The organism is Chryseobacterium sp. 'Rf worker isolate 10' (assembly GCF_050753305.1).
GTDB lineage: Bacteria > Bacteroidota > Bacteroidia > Flavobacteriales > Weeksellaceae > Chryseobacterium.
In genome coordinates, this window is the sequence record NZ_JBOZOF010000001.1 from 792,336 (window position 1) to 814,318 (window position 21,983).

Genomic DNA, 21,983 nt, shown 5'->3' on the forward strand with positions numbered 1-21,983 from the left:
ATTAATGTGATGAAAATTATTTTTACTGTATTCCTAATCTGTTCGTTTTTTTCTCAGATTCCCCAAAGTCTGAGTAGCAGTTGGGAAATTTATAACGGTGCGAATTACAGACTTGACACTACAATCTACCCATTTCCACCCGTTCTTGCTGAGTTTCCCGGGGGAGAAGCAGCTATGAACAGGTTTATTTATTCAAACATTGAATATCCTGATTCAGCAAAACGGGCAGGAATTGAAGGCAAAGTTATCTTGCAGTTTAAGGTGGATACACTCGGCATTATTACAAATATTAATGTTCTTAAGGGAATTGGATTTGGTTGTGATGAAGAAGCAAAGCGAATTGTTAGTGTAATGCCCCGCTGGAATCCTGGGAAGAAAAATAGACAAGCGGTAATCTCTTTATATCACCTGCCTATTGTTTTTTTGATAAAAAGGAAGTAGTTGTACATCAATTTCCGTTTTCTGTTTCGGTAATTTACAGATTAAAGTATATTTTACTTAAAGACTAATAACGTTAAGCAGTAGCTAAAGTTAAGTCAGTTACTATCGCCTTTTTTCCAAGTGAGATTATCCGCTATAATTTTAGAGCCTTTTTATAGCGATAAACTGTTGCTGAACTGGCTATTCCTTTTTTAACTATGGTTTCTATCGACCATCCTGCAAGTAATGCTTTTGTGACTTGGTGTATCAATGGTTTTCTTCCTCGTTTTTCATACTCTTGCATTGATTCTTTTCTACCAATTTTGGTTTTTATCCGTTTAGGACTAATTATCTTACATATCGTATTCTGAGAGCACAAAAGATCCTGGGCTATTTGACTGACCGAGGCTCCCCGGATTTGGGAGTATTTAATGTGGTTCTGAACAATTGAAATGTTTGAAATTCCAGCCTGTTTTAGTAAATTGATTATTTTCTGCTCCGAATACCCCACAATAGAGATTATTTCTTCGAGGGTTTTTCCTCCTTCCACCATTATCCTGAATTGATCATGCTCATTGTTCTGAATGGCTCTTTTTTGTTCTGAAGCTTTTTTTCGTATTGTTCTTATATCAGTGTTAGATAACCTCAATACTCTCCGGATTTTATGCAAAGACATCTTAAATTCTGAAGAAACATGTTGAAGTTTTTTGCCTGATGCAATCTCCTTTATTAGCTCAGAAGCAAGTTTTTCTCGGACTGGAGTACTGTTTCTCAATCTTCTTTGGCCTTCCCCTTTTAAAAATTCATCATAGTTGTTATCAGGCTCATCGTTTGAAACCATTGTGGGGTAACGCTGCCCAACTTTCTTATTGATATAAAACCAGAGATCCATAAATTCCCGGATAAGGTCAGTTTCAGTATTAAAAGGTAACCTGCAAAGTGCTACTTGTGAATACGTGTTTAGGGTAGCAGCTCGTATTTTAAGATGAATCGCTACATTGGCAATATCGTATCCCTCTTTGAGTAATTTTCTGCTGATCATGATATCCCTGCATTTGGCAAGGGTCAGAATTTTTTGTTTTTCTATTGGGTGGATACCGACACTTCTTAGTAATTCATAAATTCTTTGTGGGGACGTGTTATGTTCCTTCGCAATTTCTAAACCCTTCTTACCCATGAACATTTCCCTGATAATGCGCTTTGCCAGGAGTATGTCCAATAATTTTAATTCCCTACTTTGAGGCCTTTTCTTTGGGATGGAGATAATTGACGTGTCCTTTAAACAGGATAGGGGTTGCTCTGATTCATAAAGACTTATCAGTTGATCAGGTGTATAAATCGTACCAATTATTAGCTTTATATCCAGAGATAGTATCCATGCAATTTCCGTCAAAGGAACTCCGGCATCATGCAAGGTAAGAATAATCCTACAGTCATTTTCTCGGTGCGCTTTCTCGCAGGTGAGCAGCCCATTGCCTGATAGTATAAAAATTATCTTGGCAGGGTCAATATTAAGTCTAGTTGCAATAGCCTCGATCGTAGAACCTTGTTTGAAAAGCTCAATAATGAGTCTTTGCTTGGGCTGTTGTAGAATAGGTTGAGTCACTAAAATATATTTACAATGAATAATAAATCCCTTCCAGTTTGAAAAAAAAGCGGCAACAGAGCCATTTCTCCAAACTGCGAAAATCATTACTATCGAGTGAAAATATACATACTGCCAGCAACATTGATCCGTTACATGACAAAGAAGGAGGTTGAAAAAATACCTGTTGGAGCTAAGATAACTACAACTTTAAAAAGTTCAAAATTTTAATGTGTAATGTCCAATTGAGAGATCAATATATAGTTAGGGACCAAAGCAAAATATGGAAATTGATTGTATTAGTATCACAACTTTAAGCCTTTGGTCGCTAGCTGCACAGTATTGTATTTTTACTTATAGCTTTATGTGGTATGCTGTTGTGATAAAATTAAAATAATGTAGTAGAAAAAGAAATACAGCACTTAAATTTTAATTCGACCTCTAAAATCCATCAAATGGGAGGTGTTGATTGCTACCCAGAGGTCAACACCTGCTCATGTTGAAATTGAAAGCTTGTAAAAAAGTATTCAATACACAAGGGTGATCTCAATAGTTGTAACACTACTATGGAATCTGTACGCGACCTCGACCGTTGGTGTAAAAATGGAACAGCTTGAGAAGAATCAAAAGCCGGTTTTCCATTCATTGTTTGTTAACCCCAAAATAATTGAATTGTAACACTCGGCTACGTTGGTTGAGAATATTATGTCACCTTTTGCAACAGGGCAAACGCAATGACAAAATAATTTTATATTTTAATAGCCAACGACTAAATAAACTTATCATGGGGTTTGGCACTCAAATTTATCTAGTTATTTCCTCGGTTTTGGTCTGACGTAATGCGCTAACCTGAATCGTCAAGGATTCAATTCGAAGCAATAATACATTGACAGTTACATAGGTTGTGGCCACAGTAGCGAGGATAACCGCATTCTCCCCATATGTAGTAAATATTCTCATAATACAAATGAGTACTAATGTTCCAGCACTCACAGTGAATATGGTACTAACGAATTTTCCTCTCCAGCGTTTGAATCTTTTCAAGATAGTCATACAAATTGTTTTAATGTATACCCCAAATCTTAAAAAAGGTACTATTACTTTGGCAGATAATTGGAGTTGCTAAGGCGGACTACAACCAGTTTTGTTATCCGGTTAGCTGTTGATTATCGCTTCTGATAAATTTGTTTCCAGATTTATATATTCTTTTGGACAATTCATTTTGTCAGTAATCCTGAACTTTTCTCCATCTTCAGTTTGCATATGAAACCGGTACTCCTTATCTCCGAATCTGGTATAGACCTGGTATAATTGTTTTTCCCTTATATTTACCGGGTGCAGGTCAAAATGTATCTTCTGTGAATCCAGAGGCAAGGCGATGTTGAATTTTTTAATTTCTTTTGTCATCGGTTTCTTTTATGTTCAATGGCTGAAGTTCTTTTAATTTAATCTTTCCAACAAATTTTATTTTGATCGAAGTTTTGCCTGCTGGTTATCATATCTATGGTCAGACAATTAAAGTGAAGGTACTAATAGAGGTAATTTCTTTGATAGAAGGTTTTTTAACTGTTTTTTCCCGGTCTGTATTTTTTCTTTTTCTTCTTACGGTTGACAAAAGGTTCCTGCTCCCCATTCTCTTCCAGGATTTCAGGCAATAATCCGCCAGTTATCTCTATAAGGTCTAATGGCTCCGCGGCATATGTCATTTCTGGATTATCCAGAAAATTGAATGGGTTATGAGTTTGGGAGCAATGATCTATGTTTTGGGTGATTATGTGATTGGACGTATTATCTGTTTCATGAGCGGATCTAATTTCAGGCTTCTGATCATTATTTAACCAGTCATTAAAAACGTTTGCTGAAAATTCTTTTCCCAGGCGGGAACCGTTCCAAACTGTTTTGGAATGATGGTCAACAAATGTGATTCCATAGATTCTTCCGTTGTCATTGCGACGGACTATAGCGTTAATGCCACTTGATGCGAGTACCTTTTTAAATTCCTGTTCATTGCCTGTAGATTTCATTGCCTGATCAATCTTTTCGCTGAGAAGGGGCTTTGCTTCACTTTTCTTCAGATGATCCTTGCATTGAGTGAAATGTTTATCCACGGCTTCATATCCAGCACCTTTCCCAAAAAGGGATGCTTTGAAGGGAGGACTTGCCTTTTCTCCACTGGCATTAAGAGCAAGATAAACCAATCCTTTTTTGGGCTGGCCGTGCAGTTCTCCTTCTATTTTTTCAGCGGTGATATTGAAGAGTGAAAGAAGCGCATTGTACTCGCCAAGGGTCTGATATTGGTAATACCTGGGTAAATACCTGACGACAGAAGCAATCTGACTTTTGATATTTCCTTTTTTATCGTCAACAGGATGAAATCGTAAACTGTCATCCTGTTTTTCTTCTTTTTCTGCCACGGGTATTAGTCCATATTGATTTTCAAGATTTCGACAGGCCTTCATGGATCGTACTTTCTCAAATTTATCTGAAATTTTCCTGCCCTCTTCGTCCACACAGACCGATACAATATGAATATGGGTACGATCTATATCCGTATGCTTAAACACGACAAAAGGCTGCTGGCCATAACCCATTTCCTGCATGTACTCCTGGGCCATGAGTTTAAATTTCTCATCGCTGACGTTATCTCTGGGATCAGGGTTGAGCGAGATATGTAATACCGGCTTTTCAGTATTGCGGTTAGCCACCAAATAGGGGTCAAAGGAGCGCAACAAATGGGAAACTGTATAAGCCCCGTTGGGAGTTTCAAGCATCCTGTGCGTGAATAAAACCTGTCCATTTTCCTTATCCACTTTAAGCTGATTGTAAGAAAGAGCCCCATAAAGACTATTTCCTCTGCCGATTTTTGCAATCATTTTACCCTTCTTTTTTCAGATATTCTGTTTCAAATTCCTCAGTCAGCTGTATTATTTTTTTACATAATGTCGCCATTTCCTTCGTTTCTTTTTCCAGTTTGAAGAGAAATGCCGCTGCCTTTTTCTCTGAAAAATGACGGTATAATATCTTCACCACCTGGTTATAATTAACCCCAACCGATCGGAACTGCCCATAGAAAGTGGTCAGCCGCATATAATAATCCGTTGCTGCCTTGTCGATTTTTATGGTCTTAATCGTCTTTTGAAATATACATGCGGTAATAAAATGGGCCATAACATTCATTCCCGACCTCTCAAAGAGAGATAGGAAGTGTGCATTTTCCTCAGCGGTAAGGCTAATAGAGTACCGGAAAACTGCAGGGTTTTCTTTGGGTTTTCGTCCTCCTTTTTTCTGTTGCGAGTTCTTTTGATCCATAACTGTCCATTTTAATTTCACAAAAACATCCGACTTCGGAGGATGTTTCCAGCCCCCGGCAGGGCAAGTGGTTTTGAGCAGCGGAGAAGGATTCGAGCAGCTCAAAACACAACTTGCTGTTACCGGGTGGTAACAAAATCCGCCCATCGGGACGGATTAATTATAGCTGGCAACAACAGCGTCGGGCTGTTTACGTCCGTATTCAATATACCGGCTTGTTTTTGCATAAACCACTGATATAAATTGTACTACAAAGTAAATCTTTCTTTAAGCAGGTATTGCAATATGAGACCCGGCCAAACACCGCTTTAACATGACAATCACTACCACATAGAAATAGGTTGGTATCTATCTACATTTCTTTGTCCCTGAATGCAGGCGTGCAGAGATAGAGATGTTGTTACGCAATGACGTGATTACCTCACTAGCTACCTGCGGAACTAAGTAGATAGAGGTATGGGTATCTCTATAACTACCAGGTTATAGAGATACATAGATATATGGCTCTGTAAGTCTGTAGAAAGAGGCCTATATAACCACATCTATATCGATATGGAGAGGTAAGTAGATAGGTTAGAAAAGATATATGTGCCTATCAGAATATACAAGCAGATAGGGATATAAGAATGTGAGTAAGCATGTTGGTACTTCAATAGCGACCAACATTACAGGCTTTTTTAAAGAGTTATGGTAGTTATTAAAAGGATGTGCAATGAAGGAAAGGTTTGGACTGAATGGATGCCTATTTTACCAGGGTGACTGTCTTTTTGAAATGAATAAAATTATAGACGGGAGTATCGACATGATATTATGCGATTTACCCTACGGGACGACCCAATGTAGGTGGGATGTTAGGATACCTTTTGAACCCCTGTGGAAACAGTATCAGAGAATTGTTAAAGAAAATGGGGCAATTGTTCTTTTTGGTACTGAGCCCTTCAGCTCTTTGTTGAGATTGAGCAACTTAAAGCTGTTTAAATATGATTGGATTTGGGGTAAAGTGAAAGGAACCGGTTTCCTGAACGCAAAGAAACAACCTCTGCGTAACCATTAGGTAATCAGTGTTTTCTATAAAAAACAATGTTGTTACCATCCACAGAAAACGACAGGACATAAAAAGAAAAAAAGTTTTAAAGCAAAACATCTTCAAAGTGAGGTGTATGGCCAAATGACAAAAGACTGCCTGTATGACAGCACCGAAAGATATCCGAGAAGCATCCATCGGGTATCTAGTGACACTCAAACCAGTTGTCTGCATCCCACCCAAAAACCTGTTGAGTTGCTTGAGTACCTGATAAAAACCTATACGGATTCAGATCAGATCGTATTAGATAATTGTATGGGATCGGGTTCAACAGGGGTAGCCTGTATAAAAACAGGGCGCAGGTTCATCGGTATAGAGAAAGACAGGGAATACTTCGATGTTGCTATCAACAGAATCTCCGAAGTAATTATCAGCTTGGATTAGTAACGAAAAATAGAAAAAATGAGAACAACACACAAACCTTTATTCATTGCCTTTTCATCTCAAAAAGGTGGGGTAGGCAAAAGTACTTTTACTGCGTTGGCTGCCAGTATACTGCATTATCGTTTAGGCTATAATGTTGCCGTCTTTGATGCCGATTTTCCCCAGCACAGTTTGATGAAAATGAAAGAACGTGACCTTAATATGATTATGGAAAATGGGGTGTTAAAGAAACTTGCGTACAAGCAGTTTACTACCATTAACAAAAAAGCATATCCTATTATCCAGCACAGAGCAGAAGGGGTATTAGAGGCAGCGCACGATTTCTGTGCCGATTCAGCTGTACCTATTGATGCCGTCTTTTTTGACCTTCCGGGAACGGTAAATACCCCCGGAATTCTAAAGGCGTTGGCAGGAATGCATCACATCTTCACACCCATAACAGCAGATCGTTTAGTGATGGAAAGTACGCTGGTTTTTACGCAGCTATTACAGGATGTGATTATGAAAAATGGAGAAACAAGCATTGAAACCATCCATCTGTTCTGGAATCAGGTTGATGGCAGGGAAAGCACTCCTTTATATGGAGTTTACATCCAGGTGATTGGAGAACTGGGGTTAAGCCTAATGCAAAGTCAGGTCAGAAGCAGCACCCGTTTTCGTAAAGAAAGTGAAGTTGGCGCTAAGACAGTGTTCCGAAGTACATTGATGCCTGCTGACGAGCGTTTGATGAAAACCTGCGGGCTGGATCTCTTTATGGCTGAATTTTTAAGGATCATTCAATTGTAGTGGTATGGAAAAAGAGACTTCAAAGAAAGGGACATCTGATATCAACGAAGAACTCATGATGAATCTGATGGCAGATGGGGTGAAAAAAGACGGTTTGCGGCTTCCTGTTGAGGAACCGAAAGCTATACCAGATCCGGGGCAGGAAAAGCCATCCGGTAAGGAAAGAAGTAAGGTAAAAAAACAAAATGATGCTGATTATGAGAACCTGTTTTTCAAAAAGACAGATACCAATGCGAGAGATGGAAAAACGGTATATATCCAGCCTGATTTTCACGAAAAGCTATCACGTATTGTTCAGGTTATTGGTGAAGACAAGCTGACTATTTATACGTATTTGAACAATGTATTGGAATACCACTTTCAGGAATTTGGAGAACAGATCACCAAAAGCTTTAATGATAAATACAAACCTATTTTATAGCCATGGAAATCATGATACTTATATGCCTGATACTGGTTGTCATCCTTCTTTTGCAGGATAAAATTATCATTAGAAAAGCGGTTCGGAAAGAAGAGTTGACAAAAAGAAGTAGTGCCGTAATACCGGATATAATGGGTGGGACCAGAAGCATTCTTCGCCATTCACTGCCAGCGGCGGACAAAAGCAGTCAAATGGAAAAAGAGGATGGATCATGGGGTAATTTTGAACCAGAAACCGGCGGGAAAGCTGCCGGGATTGAAATTCCGCAGGAAGAACCAGATGAGCCGGGTGAGGGCATTGATTTGAAAGAAGAGGAAGAAGAATGGAGTGAATATGGGGTTTCCCAGGGCGACAACGGTTTTGCGACAGGCGTGACCTTTGAAGAACTCAGTACTGTGGGGATGCTGCTTCAGCAACCATCGCTGGAGGTGTCTCAGGAAGAAACAGCAGTCAGGATAGTTCAGAAATTACAGGGAACCGAATTGTTCAGCCTCTTGGAAAATTCTATGGAAGGAGCATCGCAACGAATGGCAGAGTTGTTAGAAAAGAGCCTTTCCTCCGTCACAGTGTCCGGTTCTTCCTCATTGCGGGATGGAGATGTTGATCAATTTGACATTAGGGAGTTTGTCTGAAAGACAGCTCCCTTTTTAACTTTTAAAGAATTATAGCATGGAATACAATCAGCCTGAGAGGATTATTGAAGGTACTCAATTTGTGGTTGATATCAACACCTTTCAACTACAGGAAAAATCTGATCCCAATAATAGAATTTTGTTTTCTGATATGAAGGAAACGAAAGAGGGATATGAATTTGAATACTGCCGGGATGATAAGAACATTCCGTTTTTTTTTCATTCTGATAACTCGGTTATGGTTCAATTACCTCCGCTGGTGGTATTAGATCCTGAGGGTATGGCCAGGAAGCATCATCTTTCGGTGGAAGATCTGAAGGGAAAGACGGATTTTGATCTCCTGGTCGATCCTGTGGCATTTAACAAACGGATGGCATGGGGAATGCTGCCTACTATTGACATTGCAGGACATACTTTTTACGTAGATCTTAGAATGGATATGCTTCGTCCAAAAGATGATTTTCTATCCAAAGGCATAGTTTTTTCTGAAGTAGAGGGGTATTATATTGAAGATAAGGAGAAATACATTATTCCTTATAATCCTAAGACCAGGGAGTTTCAGGAGCCAAATTACAACACCATTACAACCATTCCCAAGGATCTTATTGCCATTGAAATTCCCAACGAGAGAAACCTTGACCCTATCGGGTGGAACAGGAAAATGGGATTGGATCTAAAGACCGGTTTACAGTGGATTGGTGTGAAAGATCATCATACCGCTGGTATTGTTCCCTGGGAGAATACACCGTTACGGGAAATCATCGAAGCTAATTTGCTGCGCAAGGAAAACAAAGAATTGAAGGAAACACCCCTCTCCCCAAAACCTAAAGTTATTAAAGAAAACCGTGAGGGAGAAAACAAACAAGCGGAAAACAAAAGCGTGCAGCCTTCAGATCCTGAGAGGGAGCAAGGGAGGCGTAAGGGGCGTAAGATGTAACTAGGTATCAATATCATCTGAAAATCATTTTGTTTAACCTGTATTTATGCTAAAGTTTCCCAAAAGCTGTTTGGACTTCTTTTGCATATCTTTCTGCTCTAACTTGTCGTGCTCTGGTGACGGTTTCCAATTCCTGCTTCAGGTCTGCTGCGGGATTCCAGTCATTATAAGTCTTCTTTTTGATCCCATATTTTTTGCAAAGGTTATCAGATAACTGATAGGCAGTTAACCCAAATCGACAATAATGTAATTTTCTCTCATCGAACCAGTCCTCATAGTCTGGTGGACCTGCTATTTCCCCGGCTGCTTTGATCATTCTATTTCCGTCCTCAATCTCTGCAGGAAAGGATAGTATCCTGTACATCAGCTCATGGTCTATGCTCTTCCAGTCAATATCATCCGGATAAGCTGGGGGAGCAGGGTTTTTACCTGCGGTGTCAAACAGCCGTCTGCAGTACGTTGACCCTCGGATAGTCCATTATCATAAACTACCGCAGTACAATCATCAAGATATTTATCAAAAATACAAACAAGGCGTATTGCCAGATACCTGGCGTTTTTCTTAGTTTCTCTTCTGTTTGACCAGTAAGATTGAAACCAGGAAATACCAGATCCGAGGAGAACTCCAACTAACCCAAATACTGCTTCTGTCATACCATTTTTATTAAGCGTATCCAATATACGGAATTGCGAGGAAATATCCAGGACTTGCTTGTTGAAAAAACGACCAATAGTTCCCAGTGAGTTAAAGATTACAGAATGTCGCTTTGATGTCAGAGGAAGCACTGCTATTATTACAGTGCTTCCCTTTTTTAGAAGTACTTAAATATATCGCTGCTTACATTTCTATTAAACCTTCCTTCGTATGTGGTCATTTTTTCGATGATCCCTCTTTTATCTCTTCGTCAGACAAGAGTTGCATTGAATACATGCAGATTTTAGACCCATGCTTCAACCCACTTTGCACCTGAATTAAGACATTTCCAGACAAGCGACGACATGCTCAGACACTTGACAGGTACGGGTTTAAGTGCCTGATACATTTGTTCCATGATACAACAAATAAAATTTATGATCATGGAAAAACAAAGAAAGGAAAAGCTGCTGACGGGAATGATGCTCCTGTTTGCAGCAGTAATCTACGCGCAGGGAAATGGTTCCGCCGGGATCAATGAAGCGACCCAAATGGTTACCTCTTATTTTGATCCGGCAACAAAACTCATCTATGCCATCGGTGCTGTCGTTGGATTAATTGGCGGAGTAAAGGTATACAACAAATTCAGCAGCGGAGACCCCGATACTTCAAAGACTGCCGCCAGCTGGTTTGGTGCCTGTATCTTTTTGATTGTTGCTGCTACCATTCTGAGATCCTTTTTCCTTTAAGACCGGGCATTATGTCAGCGTTTAAAATTAATAAAGGAATCGGCAGAACGGTGGAGTTGTACGGACTGAAAGCCCAATACCTGTTTGTATTTGCAGGCGGGCTTTTAGCAGCACTCATCCTGGTCATGGTATTGTATATGGCGGGGGTATCCCCTTATGTCTGCATCGGTACAGGAGCTATTGGCTGCACGTTGATTGTGTGGCAGACCTTCCGGCTGAATAGAAAGTATGGACAGCATGGAGTCATGAAATTAGCTGCCAGAAAAAAACATCCCAAATACATTCTCTCCCGCAAAGCCGTCTTCCGGTATTTCCACTCAACACAAAAAAGTTAACCCAATGAGAAACACATTAAAATCAGCGACCCTGGAAAGCATGTTTCCATTGTTGGCATTTGAGCAAGGATTTTTAATCTCTAAGGAGGCAGATGTTACAGCCTGTTTCAAAGTTCGGCTTCCTGAGATTTTTACGGTAGGGACGGAGGAGTATGAAACAATTCATTCCACCTGGCATAAGGCTGTTAAGACCCTCCCTGATTATACGGTGGTCTGTAAGCAGGATTGGTTTATCAAAGAGGACTACCAACCTGAACTTGATCGTGAAGACCAAAGTTTTTTGGGTCGCAGCTATCAGCTGCATTTTAATGAGCGTCCTTTCTTAAATCACTATTGTTATCTCTATCTAACAGCTACCACCAGGGATAGGATGCGCAAGCAAAGTAATTTTTCATCGCTTTGCCGGGGTTCACTCGTTCCCAAAGAACGTCAGGATAACGACATTCTGAATCGGTTTGCCGAAGCAGTCAATCAGTTTGAACGTATTGTTAATGACAGCGGCTTATTGTCCATGATAAGAATGGGGGAGCAGGAGCTGCTGGGTGATGGAAAAGAGCCAGGATTATTATCTAAATACCTGACATTATCTGTTGATAGTATGGGTGTACTGCAAGACTTGTATTTGGGTGGCGAAGAAATGCGGGTCGGTAATAAGCGGCTATGCTTGCATACTCTGTCGGATACGGACGATTTACCGACATCGGTAAGTTCCGAAAGGCGGTATGAGAAATTATCCACTGACCGTAGTGACAGCCTGCTGTCTTTTGCAGCTCCTGCTGGATTGCTTTTGAGTTGCAACCATATCTATAACCAATATCTTTTTATAGATAACAGTGAAGATAACCTTCGGAAGTTTGAGAAAACCGCCCGTAATATGCACTCCCTTGGCCGCTATAGCCGCAGCAACCAGATTAACCGGGAGTGGATAGAAAACTACCTGAACGAAGCCCATTCCTATGGACAGCCTTCAATCCGTGCTCATTTCAATGTGATGTGCTGGGCTGAAGATCCACATGAGTTGAAGCAGGCCAAGAATGATACCGGTAGTGCTTTGGTACAGATGGATTGTATTCCGAGGCTTAATACCAGCGATGTAGCCACGCTATATTGGGCGGGTATTCCCGGCAACGCGGGGGATTTTCCCAGCGAAGAAAGCTTTTACACTTTCATGGAACCGGCCTTATGCTTGTTCACTGGAGAAACCAATTACCGGAATTCTCCCTCTCCCTTTGGGATCAAGATGTCGGATCGACTGACCGGAAAGCCCGTTCACGTAGACCTTTCAGATTGGCCCATGAAAAAGGGGATCATTACGAACCGTAACAAATTTGTGTTGGGTCCTTCGGGTTCTGGGAAATCTTTTTTTACCAATCATATGGTGGAGCAGTACTACCAGCAGGGTGCCCATGTCCTTCTGGTAGACACCGGAAACTCTTATCAGGGGCTTTGTGAGCTTATCAAAGGGAGGACTAAAGGGAAGGATGGGGTTTATTTCACATATACCGAAGAGAATCCCATCTCTTTTAACCCGTTCCATACTGACGACCGGGTATTTGATATTGAGAAGAAAGAGAGCATTAAAACTCTTATCCTCACGCTATGGAAACGGGACGATGAGCCACCTACCCGCTCCGAAGAAGTGGCATTATCCAATGCGGTCAACCTCTACATTGATTACCTGAAAAAAGATACGGCACATATACCATCTTTTAACGGCTTCTATGAATATGTACGCGATGAGTACAGTCAGGTATTAGCAGAGAAAAAAGTAAGGGAGAAGGATTTTGACCTGGCGAATTTTCTCAATGTGCTGGAACCCTATTACAAAGGTGGCGAATACGACTATCTACTTAACTCTGATAAGCAGATGGATCTACTTTCCAAACGCTTTATTGTCTTTGAAATTGACGCGATCAAGGATCACCGAATTTTATTTCCAGTGGTTACGATCATCATCATGGAAGTGTTCATTAACAAGATGCGAAGGCTCAAAGGAATCCGAAAGATGATTTTGATTGAAGAAGCGTGGAAGGCGATAGCCAAAGAGGGTATGGCTGAATATATTCGCTATCTCTTCAAAACGGTAAGGAAATTTTTCGGAGAGGCTGTTATTGTAACGCAGGAAGTCGATGATATTATTCATTCACCGATTGTTAAGGAATCCATAATCAATAATTCAGACTGTAAGATCCTTTTGGATCAGCGCAAATACATGAACAAGTTCGACGATATCCAAAAAATGTTGGGCTTGACGGAAAAGCAAAGAGGGCAGATTCTTTCGATTAACCAGAACAATGATCCCTCCCGGCTATATAAGGAAGTCTGGATCGGGCTTGGTGGAATCCATTCGGCGGTCTATGCCACAGAAGTTAGCGCAGAACAATACTTGGCCTTCACAACAGAAGAAACGGAAAAGCTTGAAGTCATGCAGCTTGCCCAGGAGCTAGACGGAAATATGGAGTTGGCCATTAAGAAGATTGCCCTTCATAGACGAGAAAAAGAAAATGATTATTAACCATTCTAAAAATCAGGGTAAATGGAAAAAGAAAAAATCACTCTGCCCATAGGTAACAACAAGGCGTTAATATTTGAATCCGATCCTGGCAATAAGGAGGATCTGGACTTTGTAAAACGATGTCAGGAAGTTGCAGCGACTGGCCCCCAAAGTATACAGGATTTTTTTATCCGGCTCTCTAACCTGGAACAAAAACCGACCCCGGAAACTAAGAGAAGGAAGGGGAATAAAATATAAAGCAGAGTCTTTAGAATATAATAGAGATCAAATAATTATTAATCAATTTACAAATCAGTAATCAATGAAAAAGTTAATCCTGATGCTATGTGTCGGCCTTTTGCTGGGCACAGCATCGCTTAAAGCACAATTTGTAGTCACTGATCCGGGAAACCTGTTCTCCGGTATAATTAACAGTGCAAATGAGATCATTCAGACCTCTTCGACAGTATCAAACGTGATCAAAAATTTTAAAGAAGTAGAAAAAGTGTACTCCCAAGGTAAGGAGTATTACGATAAGCTAAAGGCGGTCAATAACCTGGTGAAAGACGCCAGGAAGGTACAAGAGACCGTTCTTTTGGTCGGTGATATCTCTGAGATGTATGTGACCAATTTCGGGAAGATGATTAACGATCCTCATTTCACTCCGCAGGAGGTCATGGCTATTGCCTTTGGCTATTCCCAACTTCTTAAAGAGAGTGCGGGTCTTTTAAAAGACCTCAAACAGATTGTGGGTAACTCAGGACTTGAAATGAACGACAAAGAGCGCATGGATATCATTGATAAGGTGTATAAAGAGGTTCGGGAATATTACAACCTGGTGCGCTACTATACCAATAAGAATGTATCAGTGAGCTATCTGAGAGCCAAGAAAGAGAATGACGGAGCTAGGGTGTTACAACTCTATGGTACTGACAAATTAAGATACTGGTAAACTTCAGCCTTATGTTATTACAAATAGAATTTGAGAGCCTGCATGAAGTGCTTCGCTCTCTGTATGATGAAATGATGCCATTATGTTCCCAAATGTCAGGAGTGGCAAGAGGAATTGCGGGATTAGGAGCGCTGTTTTATGTTGCCTACAGGGTGTGGCAGGCCCTATCCCGGGCCGAACCTATTGATGTATATCCGCTGCTGCGCCCTTTTGCCGTAGGCGTTTGTGTGATGTTCTTTCCGGTGATTGTACTGGGTACCATCAATGGAGTGTTGAGCCCTATTGTGAGTGGGACACATCAGATGCTTGAAGGGCAGACACTGGACCTCCGTAAGCTTCAGGCCCAGAAAGACCAATTGGAAAAAGAAGCGTTGCTTCGGAATCCTGAAACGGCTTTTTTGTCTTCTAATGAAGAGTTTGACAAGAAGCTGGATGAGCTGGGATGGTCACCTTCTGATATTGGAGCTATGGCGGGAATGTATATGGAGCGGGCATCTTATAATCTTGAAAAACAAATACGGGATTGGTTCAGGGAACTCGTTGAGATTCTCTTTCAGGCGGCAGCGCTGGTGATTGATACCATAAGGACGTTTTTCCTGATTGTACTTAGTATCCTGGGGCCGGTTGCTTTTGCCATATCGGTATGGGATGGTTTCCAATCCAATCTTACGCAGTGGATATCGAGGTATATCGGGGTATACCTGTGGCTTCCGGTGGCAGATCTTTTCAGTTGTATGCTCACCAAGATTGAAGGATTGATGGTGGAAAAGGACATAGAACAGCTTGCTGATCCCAATTTCATTCCTGATGGCTCAAATACCGTGTACATCATATTCCTGCTCATTGGTATTGTCGGCTATTTTACCATTCCAACGGTAACAAGCTGGATTATTCAGTCTGGAGGCATGGGGAATTTTGGACGCAATATCAGCCAATCTGGGCGCAAGGCGGGAAGCTTGGCAGGTGCAGGTGCCGGAGCTGTTACAGGAAATATGGCAGGGCAAGTCAAAGGAGAGCTTTTAACCAAAAAATAGCCCTGCGCAGATTTGATTCTGGGCCGGAAGGGTAACTCTTGGATAACAGGCAAGGATATCCATTGCATTATACCAGAGGCAGTTTAATCCTGTCCGTATCAAGGGTTACCCAACCGGCTTTTTTTAACATTTAACATTATACTATGGAATTTAAAATATTAAGAAACATCGAGAACAGTTTTAAGCAACTCAGACTGTATTCCTTTCTGTTTGGGGGCCTGTGTTTAGCAGTGACAGCTTTTGCAGTTTGGAAATCTTATGAGTTTGCTGAGAAGCAGCGTCAGAAGATTTATGTGCTGGATAATGGAAAATCCCTGATGTTAGCCCTCTCACAAGATGCTAAAATCAACAGGCCGGTGGAGGCACGGGAGCATATCAGAAGATTTCATGAACTTTTTTTCACGCTGGCACCGGATAAAAGTGCCATAGAAAATAATATGAAGCGTGCCTTTCTCTTATCTGATAAAAGCACGTTCAATTACTACAAAGACCTTTCGGAAAAGGGTTACTATAACCAGATCATTTCGGGGAATGTGATTCAACGGTTGGAAATAGACAGCATCCGCTGCAATTTCGACCGCTATCCTTATGCAGTCCAAACCTATGCCAGACAGTTTATTACGCGAAGCAGCAGTATAACAGAGCGGAGCTTAGTCACTTCCTGTATCCTGATCAATTCAGTCAGATCTGATACCAATCCGCAAGGTTTTATTATTGAAAAGTTTACGGTTTTGGTCAATAAAGATCTGCAGGTAGTAGACCGCTAAACCCGGAGAAGAATATAACCTAAAATAAAAATCCCATGAAGAATATCAGAAAGATGGCGAGAACCTGGCAGTCGGATATAAAAGCCTACTGCAACAGCCTGAGCCACCGCCAACGACTCAGATTCATCCTGATTATTTCCACCCTGTATCTCTTAATGGCAGCAGCCACAATGGTGTGGATTTACCTGGATGCAAAAAACGGTAAGAAAGCAGGAAGTGACATTGACCATATCGTCAATCCATTACCTGCTGTGCAAAAAAGTAAAAAAGTAGCCTTGATGACTACAGCTTATAACAGAAAAACTAAAGATTATGGAAAAGGAAAGGAAAAGCACGGTATTGATTCATGAGACGGGTGACAAGAAAGACATGAAGATGGACGCTTCTTCCAGGAAAAAACCGGAGTTTAAGAAGGCTGCCGTATATGGGCTTCTTGCCATTGCTTTTGCAGGATGCCTATACCTTATTTTCCGGCCTGATGAAAAGAAGGCGGTTACAGAGGCGGGCATTAATAATTCTGTTCCCCAGGCCAATGATGCGGGTTTATTGGGAGATAAGCAAAAAGCATATGAACAGGAACTCCTTGAAAAAAAACAGAATGAAAGGAAAAATGCAATGCTGTCCTTATCCGATTATTGGAATAACCGAGATAGTGTTGCCAGTGCCAATCCATTAACAGGTGAAGGGGGTAAGAACCGCGCCAATCCTACAGTGACAGGGCGACAGAACTATGATGAGATCCGGAGTACCATGGGAAACTTTTACCATGATGACAATCAGAATGAAGCATTGCGGAGGGAGATCAGAGAGCTGAAAAGGGACAAAGATAATGCCGCTTCTTCACAAGATGCCATTACCAATGATCCCATTGCCATGATGGAGAAATCCTATCAGATGGCAGCCAAATATCTTCCCCAGGTAATGCCTCAACAGAAGCCTGCTGCCCAGGATACGACAACACAGCGCTCTGTCCCAAAACGCTATATTGAACCGGTCTACACGACAGAGAAGAATGTGGTGTCTAGTCTTACCCAACAGGAGGAACAAACTGATCAAGAATTTGCGGCTTCAGTGTTGAACGGTAGTGGTAGTCAAGAACGTTTTTTTAATGGACGTTTTGGGGAAAGTTCTTCTCCTTCCAAAATACTGTCCAATAGCATCCATGCCTGCATTCACCGAACTCAAATTATCACGGCAGGCAGTAGTGTTCCTTTGCGTCTGCTGGAGGGTATTCGCATCGCAGGAATAGCGATTCCGCCCGGAACACTCCTTACGGCCAGGGCAGGGATCAGAGAGGGAAGGCTGGGACTGGACATTACTTCGGTGGAATATAAAGGCCGCATAGTCCCTGTGGAAATTTCTGCCTATGATCTTGACGGGCAACTGGGGCTAAACCTGCCTTATACCCCGGATGTCAATGCCATCAAAGAAATCGCTTCCGGGATGAGCAGTTCTGCAGGAACCAATATTGTGCTGAGCAGTTCCACGGGGCAGCAGCTGATGTCTGATCTAACGAAGGGTGTAGTGCAGGGAGCCTCGGGATACCTGGCCAAGAGGATTGGTACCCCCAAAGTTACGATCAAAGCCGGGTACCTTCTTTTCCTGTTACCCAAAAACAACAAAAACAATTAGAACAAAAAAAATAATTATGAAATATATTTTGAGAATAGCTGCCATTTTCCTGTTAGCCCTTACGCAGCATTTTGCATGGGCACAGGCGCAGCCCATAGCCATACCGGTTGATACGATAAAAGTAGTGAAGAGTCTCCCCCCGGAAGAACCTTATACAACGATAGCCCCTTACGATTTGCGGGTGACATATGATAAAACCACCCACCTGATCTTTTCCTCTGCGATACGATATGTGGATTTGGGCAGTGAGAATATTACTGCCGGAAAAGCAGACCATGCGGAAAATGTACTCAGGGTGAAGGCTCTGGTAAAGGATTTTACTGAAGAAACCAATTTTTCTGTGATTACCGATGACGGGAAGTTTTACAATTTTAATGTGAGGTACAGTGAATACCCTGATGCGCTCACAATCAATCTGTCAAAAGAAAGAAAAAGCGGGAACGACAATCTATCCACAGCGACAGATGGTGAAGTTCTTTTTAAAGAACTCGGTTCGGATGCTCCTGCATTAACTCATTTGGTGATGGAAACCATCTATAAGCGGGATAAGCGATTTGTCCGGCATATTGGAGCAGAAAGTTTTGGAATAAAAGTGCAGCTTAAAGGCATCTATACACTCAATGGCAAGCTTTTCTTTTACCTACAGTTCGACAATTCCACAAATATTCCTTTTACCATTGATTTTATCAATTTTAAAGTGGTGGATAAGAAGGTAGGTAAACGCACGGTGATCCAGGAACGGACTATCGAGCCGCTTGGCGAGTATATGGAATTGAAAGAGATTGCAGGAACAAGTACTGAAAAAAATGTCTATCTCTTGCAACAGCTCACTATTCCTGATGATAAGGTACTGGTCATGGAAATCTTTGAAAAGAACGGAGGCCGGCATCAGGTGTTGAGTATAGAGAATGAAGATCTTATCAATGCAAGGCTGGTTAAGGATATGTACCTGAAATTTTAAACGAATACTTCAAATGTTCAAACAATGAAAAATATAATATTGATACTCATTTTGTTTTGGATGGGACATCATACAGTGAATGCCCAAAGGCTGATGCAGGGAAAGAAAGGAATAGAGCTTTCGATGGGCAGGACTTGGGGAGAAAACTTTTTACCCAACCCTTTCTATATGCAGGCAGGGATATCGATTACTAAGAAAAAAGGAAATTACCTGTTAGGGGCATTCGATTATTCCCATCGGAAATATGCTTTTGAAGAGGTAGAAATCCCGGTGGAGAGCTTTGCTGCGGAAGGAAGCTACAACCTGTATGTATTGGGAGACTGGACAAGAACGGTTTCTCTTTATGTGGGGTTGGGTGCTGTAGCTGGCTATGAGATTGTTAACGAAAGCAAAAAAATGCTTCCTACGGGAGCTGTGATTCTTAATGAGAACCGCTATATGTATGGAGGCGCGTTACGTCTTTCTTTGGAAACGTATCTGGGAAACAGGTTAGTACTGCTAGTGCATGGAAAAACCCGGTATCTGATGGGAACAACTCTGGAACGCTTCCGTCCGGCGGCTGGTATGGGAATACGTTTTATTTTCTAATCAATAAATCAACAATTATGAAATATTTTTTCAGTCAGCAATTATTAAAAGGAGGTGTTATTAAGAAACAGCGTTTATACGTCATGTTCCTGTTTATCTGCCTGGCGATTGTCTCCTGTTCCAGGGAACTGGAGGTTCAGACCAACTTTCCTTTTGAATTAGAAATTATGCCGGTCCCGTCATCGGTAATACCTGGAGAGATCGTAGAGATTCCCTGTCATATAAAACGGGAAGGATTCTATCAGGATACCAGGTATTCAATTCGGTATTTTCAATACGAAGGTTTGGGCAGCCTAATGTTGCAGGAGGATAAACCTTTTAAACCTAACAAGCTGTATAAAGTTCCGGCAGATTCCTTCAAACTGCACTACAGACCGAAATCAAAAGAAGGGCACAAGTTTCAGATATGGGTGGCAGATCAATTCGGAAACGAAAGAACAGCTGAATTTGATTTTAACTGATATAGTCATTCAATTGAGGGGTTAATTTGTATGAGAATGTTGACGGCTGGGATTTTTATCCCAGCTTTTTTAATTGTATTAAAATAGAAGTGAAAAAACTCCAATTCTATTTTAATGCGACATGTTTTGGCGCTATGCGTGTATAGCTTTGCAATATGATATAAAATACTGAATAACAATCTATATCCGTGAAGAAAAATGAAAAAATATGGGGTTTTTACGGATTATATATGAAAGTAATTTGTAATATTTTTAACCCGTTAAATACACAAGCGTATGAAGAAAATTTATTTCTGTGCTTTAACCTTATGCACAGTCTTGGGATCAGCCCAGGAATTAATGTGGCAACGAGACATCAAATCCTCTACTCAGGATTTTTTGAGCCAGGTCACTACAACAATCGATCAGCAATACCTGATTACCGGAAGCTCTATTCAGAGCGACAAATTACAGCAAGGCAGCAAACAGAACAATGGTTATGATTTCCATCTGGTCAAACTGAACCAGCAAGGAGAAGAAGTTTGGGAAAAATACTTCTCAGGGCAAAATCATGATTATTTATCAGCTACCGTTACTACACAGGATGGTGGATTTTTAATTTCAGGAACCTCTTATTCAGGTAAGGGATTGGACAAAAAAGATGATTCTAAAGGAGGTTCGGACATTTGGCTTATTAGAATCAATGAATTTGGTGACGAATTATGGCAGAAGACGTTAGGAAGCTCTTCAGATGAAGAAGCTAGGGCTGTAATACAAACCACCGATTTAGGATTCTTTGTTGCTGGAAATATACAGAGTGCTGCAAAAGGATATGGTTCCAAAGATGTTTTGATCACCAGATTGGATAAGGACGGAAAAGAATTATCCCAGATTATTTTAGGGGGAAAAGGCTTGGATGAGGTGGAAAAGATGATCCCAACACGTGATGGGGGAGCATTACTTGGAGTCTATTCCCGAAGCAATGCCGGGGGAACAAAGAAAACAGAAAATTATGGTGAAGGAGATTTTTGGGTGATAAAACTTGATAAAAGCTCTAAAGTAGAATGGGAAAAGAATTTTGGAGGTAAGGGTGATGATCATATTAGAACACTAGCTTTGACTTCAAATGGATTTATAATTGGTGGAGAATCAAGATCGGAATCATCAGGTAACAAAACTGTAGGGATTGATGAAGGGACGGACCTGTGGCTAATTTCTTTAAACGAAAAAGGGGAACAGCATTGGCAGAAGTCCTACAATTTTGGGAATCGTGATGTACTTATGGGAATGAACGTTTTACATTCAACAGATGGTAAAACGACTAAAGGTTTTTTAATAGGAGGATATACCCATGCTGAAAGGAGAATAGAACGAGATGATGAAACCTTTTGGATGCTATACGTTGACCAGTTAGGGAGCGAAGTATGGAGAAAACATATAAGTGGTGAATCTAGGCAAAAAGAAGAAAGGCTTTCTGATCTGAAACTAAACAGAGATGGTTCTATTGTTTTGGCTGGAACCAGTGCAGAAGAACTGGGAAAAGAAAACTGGAAGATTGTAAAGCTGGGAGACAAACAAGTGGATCAGCTGATTGAAAAATTCGACATCAAGATCTATCCAAATCCTGTTTCAGATTATGCTTATGTAGAAATAGGCTTTGACTTTAAAGATGCTGATATTCTATTGTATGACATGAGCGGAAGACAGCTTCAAAGTATAAAAACCAAAAATAAAGTGACGAAGATCAATACGCAGGCTTTAGTTCAAGGGGCTTATCTGGTGACGATAAAAACTGATACTAGTAAAACGGCGAATGCTAAACTCATTAAAAAATAAGCA

25 protein-coding genes are annotated in these 21,983 nt (G+C 41.0%); 19 read left to right on the forward strand and 6 right to left on the reverse strand.

The window, feature by feature from the left end:
- The first annotated feature begins 9 nt into the window (after positions 1-9).
- Positions 10-441 (forward strand): energy transducer TonB, encoded by a 432-nt coding sequence (locus LKL37_RS03520; RefSeq protein ID WP_431609213.1) that lies wholly within the window; start codon positions 10-12, stop codon positions 439-441.
- A gap of 133 nt (positions 442-574) precedes the next feature.
- Here the strand turns inward: LKL37_RS03520 and LKL37_RS03525 are convergent, their stop codons facing one another.
- From LKL37_RS03525 to mobA, 4 genes are all read right to left on the reverse strand, one after another.
- A complete protein-coding gene (locus tag LKL37_RS03525; protein ID WP_431609214.1) occupies positions 575-2,113 on the reverse strand; it encodes a hypothetical protein in 1,539 nt (512 codons plus the stop codon).
- Between the two features lie 1,047 nt (positions 2,114-3,160).
- Positions 3,161-3,412 (reverse strand): hypothetical protein, encoded by a 252-nt coding sequence (locus LKL37_RS03530; protein ID WP_431609215.1) that lies wholly within the window; start codon positions 3,410-3,412, stop codon positions 3,161-3,163.
- A gap of 155 nt (positions 3,413-3,567) precedes the next feature.
- On the reverse strand, positions 3,568-4,878 hold the full coding sequence (gene mobB, locus LKL37_RS03535; RefSeq protein WP_431609216.1) for a conjugal transfer protein MobB: 1,311 nt from the start codon (positions 4,876-4,878) through the stop codon (positions 3,568-3,570).
- A 1-nt stretch (position 4,879) separates the two neighbouring features.
- Positions 4,880-5,314 carry a conjugal transfer protein MobA gene (gene mobA, locus LKL37_RS03540; protein WP_431610431.1) on the reverse strand — a complete coding sequence of 145 codons (435 nt, stop codon included), beginning with the start codon at positions 5,312-5,314 and terminating at the stop codon, positions 4,880-4,882.
- Between the two features lie 1,057 nt (positions 5,315-6,371).
- Here mobA and LKL37_RS03545 point away from each other — a divergent pair.
- The 5 genes from LKL37_RS03545 to LKL37_RS03565 are packed head-to-tail and all read left to right on the forward strand — an operon-like array spanning position 6,372 to position 9,558.
- Positions 6,372-6,782: a DNA-methyltransferase gene (locus LKL37_RS03545; RefSeq protein ID WP_431610432.1), complete on the forward strand. Its 411-nt coding sequence runs from the start codon at positions 6,372-6,374 to the stop codon at positions 6,780-6,782.
- Positions 6,783-6,800: 18 nt separating this feature from the next.
- Positions 6,801-7,568, forward strand: a complete 768-nt coding sequence (locus LKL37_RS03550; RefSeq protein ID WP_431609217.1) for a ParA family protein — start codon at positions 6,801-6,803, stop codon at positions 7,566-7,568.
- Between the two features lie 4 nt (positions 7,569-7,572).
- The gene (locus LKL37_RS03555) at positions 7,573-7,989 is read left to right on the forward strand and encodes a DUF3408 domain-containing protein (RefSeq protein WP_431609218.1); all 417 of its coding nucleotides are present in this window, start codon (positions 7,573-7,575) and stop codon (positions 7,987-7,989) included.
- Positions 7,990-7,991: 2 nt separating this feature from the next.
- On the forward strand, positions 7,992-8,621 hold the full coding sequence (locus tag LKL37_RS03560; protein WP_431609219.1) for a conjugal transfer protein TraD: 630 nt from the start codon (positions 7,992-7,994) through the stop codon (positions 8,619-8,621).
- A gap of 37 nt (positions 8,622-8,658) precedes the next feature.
- Complete coding sequence (locus LKL37_RS03565; RefSeq protein WP_431609220.1) at positions 8,659-9,558, forward strand: hypothetical protein; 900 nt, start codon at positions 8,659-8,661, stop codon at positions 9,556-9,558.
- 49 nt (positions 9,559-9,607) lie between these two features.
- Here the strand turns inward: LKL37_RS03565 and LKL37_RS03570 are convergent, their stop codons facing one another.
- Both LKL37_RS03570 and LKL37_RS03575 read right to left on the reverse strand, forming a co-directional pair.
- Positions 9,608-9,922 (reverse strand): hypothetical protein, encoded by a 315-nt coding sequence (locus LKL37_RS03570; protein WP_431609221.1) that lies wholly within the window; start codon positions 9,920-9,922, stop codon positions 9,608-9,610.
- Between the two features lie 11 nt (positions 9,923-9,933).
- A complete protein-coding gene (locus tag LKL37_RS03575) occupies positions 9,934-10,212 on the reverse strand; it encodes a hypothetical protein (RefSeq protein ID WP_431609222.1) in 279 nt (92 codons plus the stop codon).
- A gap of 423 nt (positions 10,213-10,635) precedes the next feature.
- On the opposite strand from LKL37_RS03575, the gene LKL37_RS03580 reads away from it, so the two are divergent.
- From LKL37_RS03580 to LKL37_RS03640, 13 genes are all read left to right on the forward strand, one after another.
- Complete coding sequence (locus LKL37_RS03580; RefSeq protein ID WP_431609223.1) at positions 10,636-10,941, forward strand: DUF4134 domain-containing protein; 306 nt, start codon at positions 10,636-10,638, stop codon at positions 10,939-10,941.
- A gap of 11 nt (positions 10,942-10,952) precedes the next feature.
- Positions 10,953-11,276 carry a DUF4133 domain-containing protein gene (locus LKL37_RS03585; protein ID WP_431609224.1) on the forward strand — a complete coding sequence of 108 codons (324 nt, stop codon included), beginning with the start codon at positions 10,953-10,955 and terminating at the stop codon, positions 11,274-11,276.
- Positions 11,277-11,280: 4 nt separating this feature from the next.
- Positions 11,281-13,791, forward strand: a complete 2,511-nt coding sequence (locus LKL37_RS03590; protein WP_431609225.1) for a TraG family conjugative transposon ATPase — start codon at positions 11,281-11,283, stop codon at positions 13,789-13,791.
- A 21-nt stretch (positions 13,792-13,812) separates the two neighbouring features.
- Positions 13,813-14,028, forward strand: a complete 216-nt coding sequence (locus tag LKL37_RS03595; RefSeq protein ID WP_431609226.1) for a hypothetical protein — start codon at positions 13,813-13,815, stop codon at positions 14,026-14,028.
- A 64-nt stretch (positions 14,029-14,092) separates the two neighbouring features.
- A complete protein-coding gene (locus tag LKL37_RS03600; RefSeq protein ID WP_431609227.1) occupies positions 14,093-14,722 on the forward strand; it encodes a DUF4141 domain-containing protein in 630 nt (209 codons plus the stop codon).
- A gap of 23 nt (positions 14,723-14,745) precedes the next feature.
- The gene (gene traJ, locus LKL37_RS03605; protein ID WP_431610433.1) at positions 14,746-15,756 is read left to right on the forward strand and encodes a conjugative transposon protein TraJ; all 1,011 of its coding nucleotides are present in this window, start codon (positions 14,746-14,748) and stop codon (positions 15,754-15,756) included.
- 143 nt (positions 15,757-15,899) lie between these two features.
- The gene (gene traK / locus LKL37_RS03610; protein WP_431609229.1) at positions 15,900-16,523 is read left to right on the forward strand and encodes a conjugative transposon protein TraK; all 624 of its coding nucleotides are present in this window, start codon (positions 15,900-15,902) and stop codon (positions 16,521-16,523) included.
- Positions 16,524-16,558: 35 nt separating this feature from the next.
- Positions 16,559-16,873 (forward strand): hypothetical protein, encoded by a 315-nt coding sequence (locus tag LKL37_RS03615; RefSeq protein ID WP_431609230.1) that lies wholly within the window; start codon positions 16,559-16,561, stop codon positions 16,871-16,873.
- Complete coding sequence (gene traM, locus LKL37_RS03620; protein WP_431609231.1) at positions 16,836-18,155, forward strand: conjugative transposon protein TraM; 1,320 nt, start codon at positions 16,836-16,838, stop codon at positions 18,153-18,155. Before LKL37_RS03615 ends, traM begins: the two co-directional genes overlap by 38 nt.
- Before the next feature lie 100 nt (positions 18,156-18,255).
- Complete coding sequence (gene traN, locus LKL37_RS03625; protein ID WP_431610434.1) at positions 18,256-19,116, forward strand: conjugative transposon protein TraN; 861 nt, start codon at positions 18,256-18,258, stop codon at positions 19,114-19,116.
- Positions 19,117-19,140: 24 nt separating this feature from the next.
- Positions 19,141-19,704, forward strand: a complete 564-nt coding sequence (locus LKL37_RS03630; protein WP_431609232.1) for a conjugal transfer protein TraO — start codon at positions 19,141-19,143, stop codon at positions 19,702-19,704.
- A gap of 17 nt (positions 19,705-19,721) precedes the next feature.
- A complete protein-coding gene (locus LKL37_RS03635; RefSeq protein ID WP_431609233.1) occupies positions 19,722-20,165 on the forward strand; it encodes a TraQ conjugal transfer family protein in 444 nt (147 codons plus the stop codon).
- 276 nt (positions 20,166-20,441) lie between these two features.
- The gene (locus LKL37_RS03640) at positions 20,442-21,980 is read left to right on the forward strand and encodes a T9SS type A sorting domain-containing protein (RefSeq protein WP_431609234.1); all 1,539 of its coding nucleotides are present in this window, start codon (positions 20,442-20,444) and stop codon (positions 21,978-21,980) included.
- The last annotated feature ends 3 nt before the right edge of the window (positions 21,981-21,983 follow it).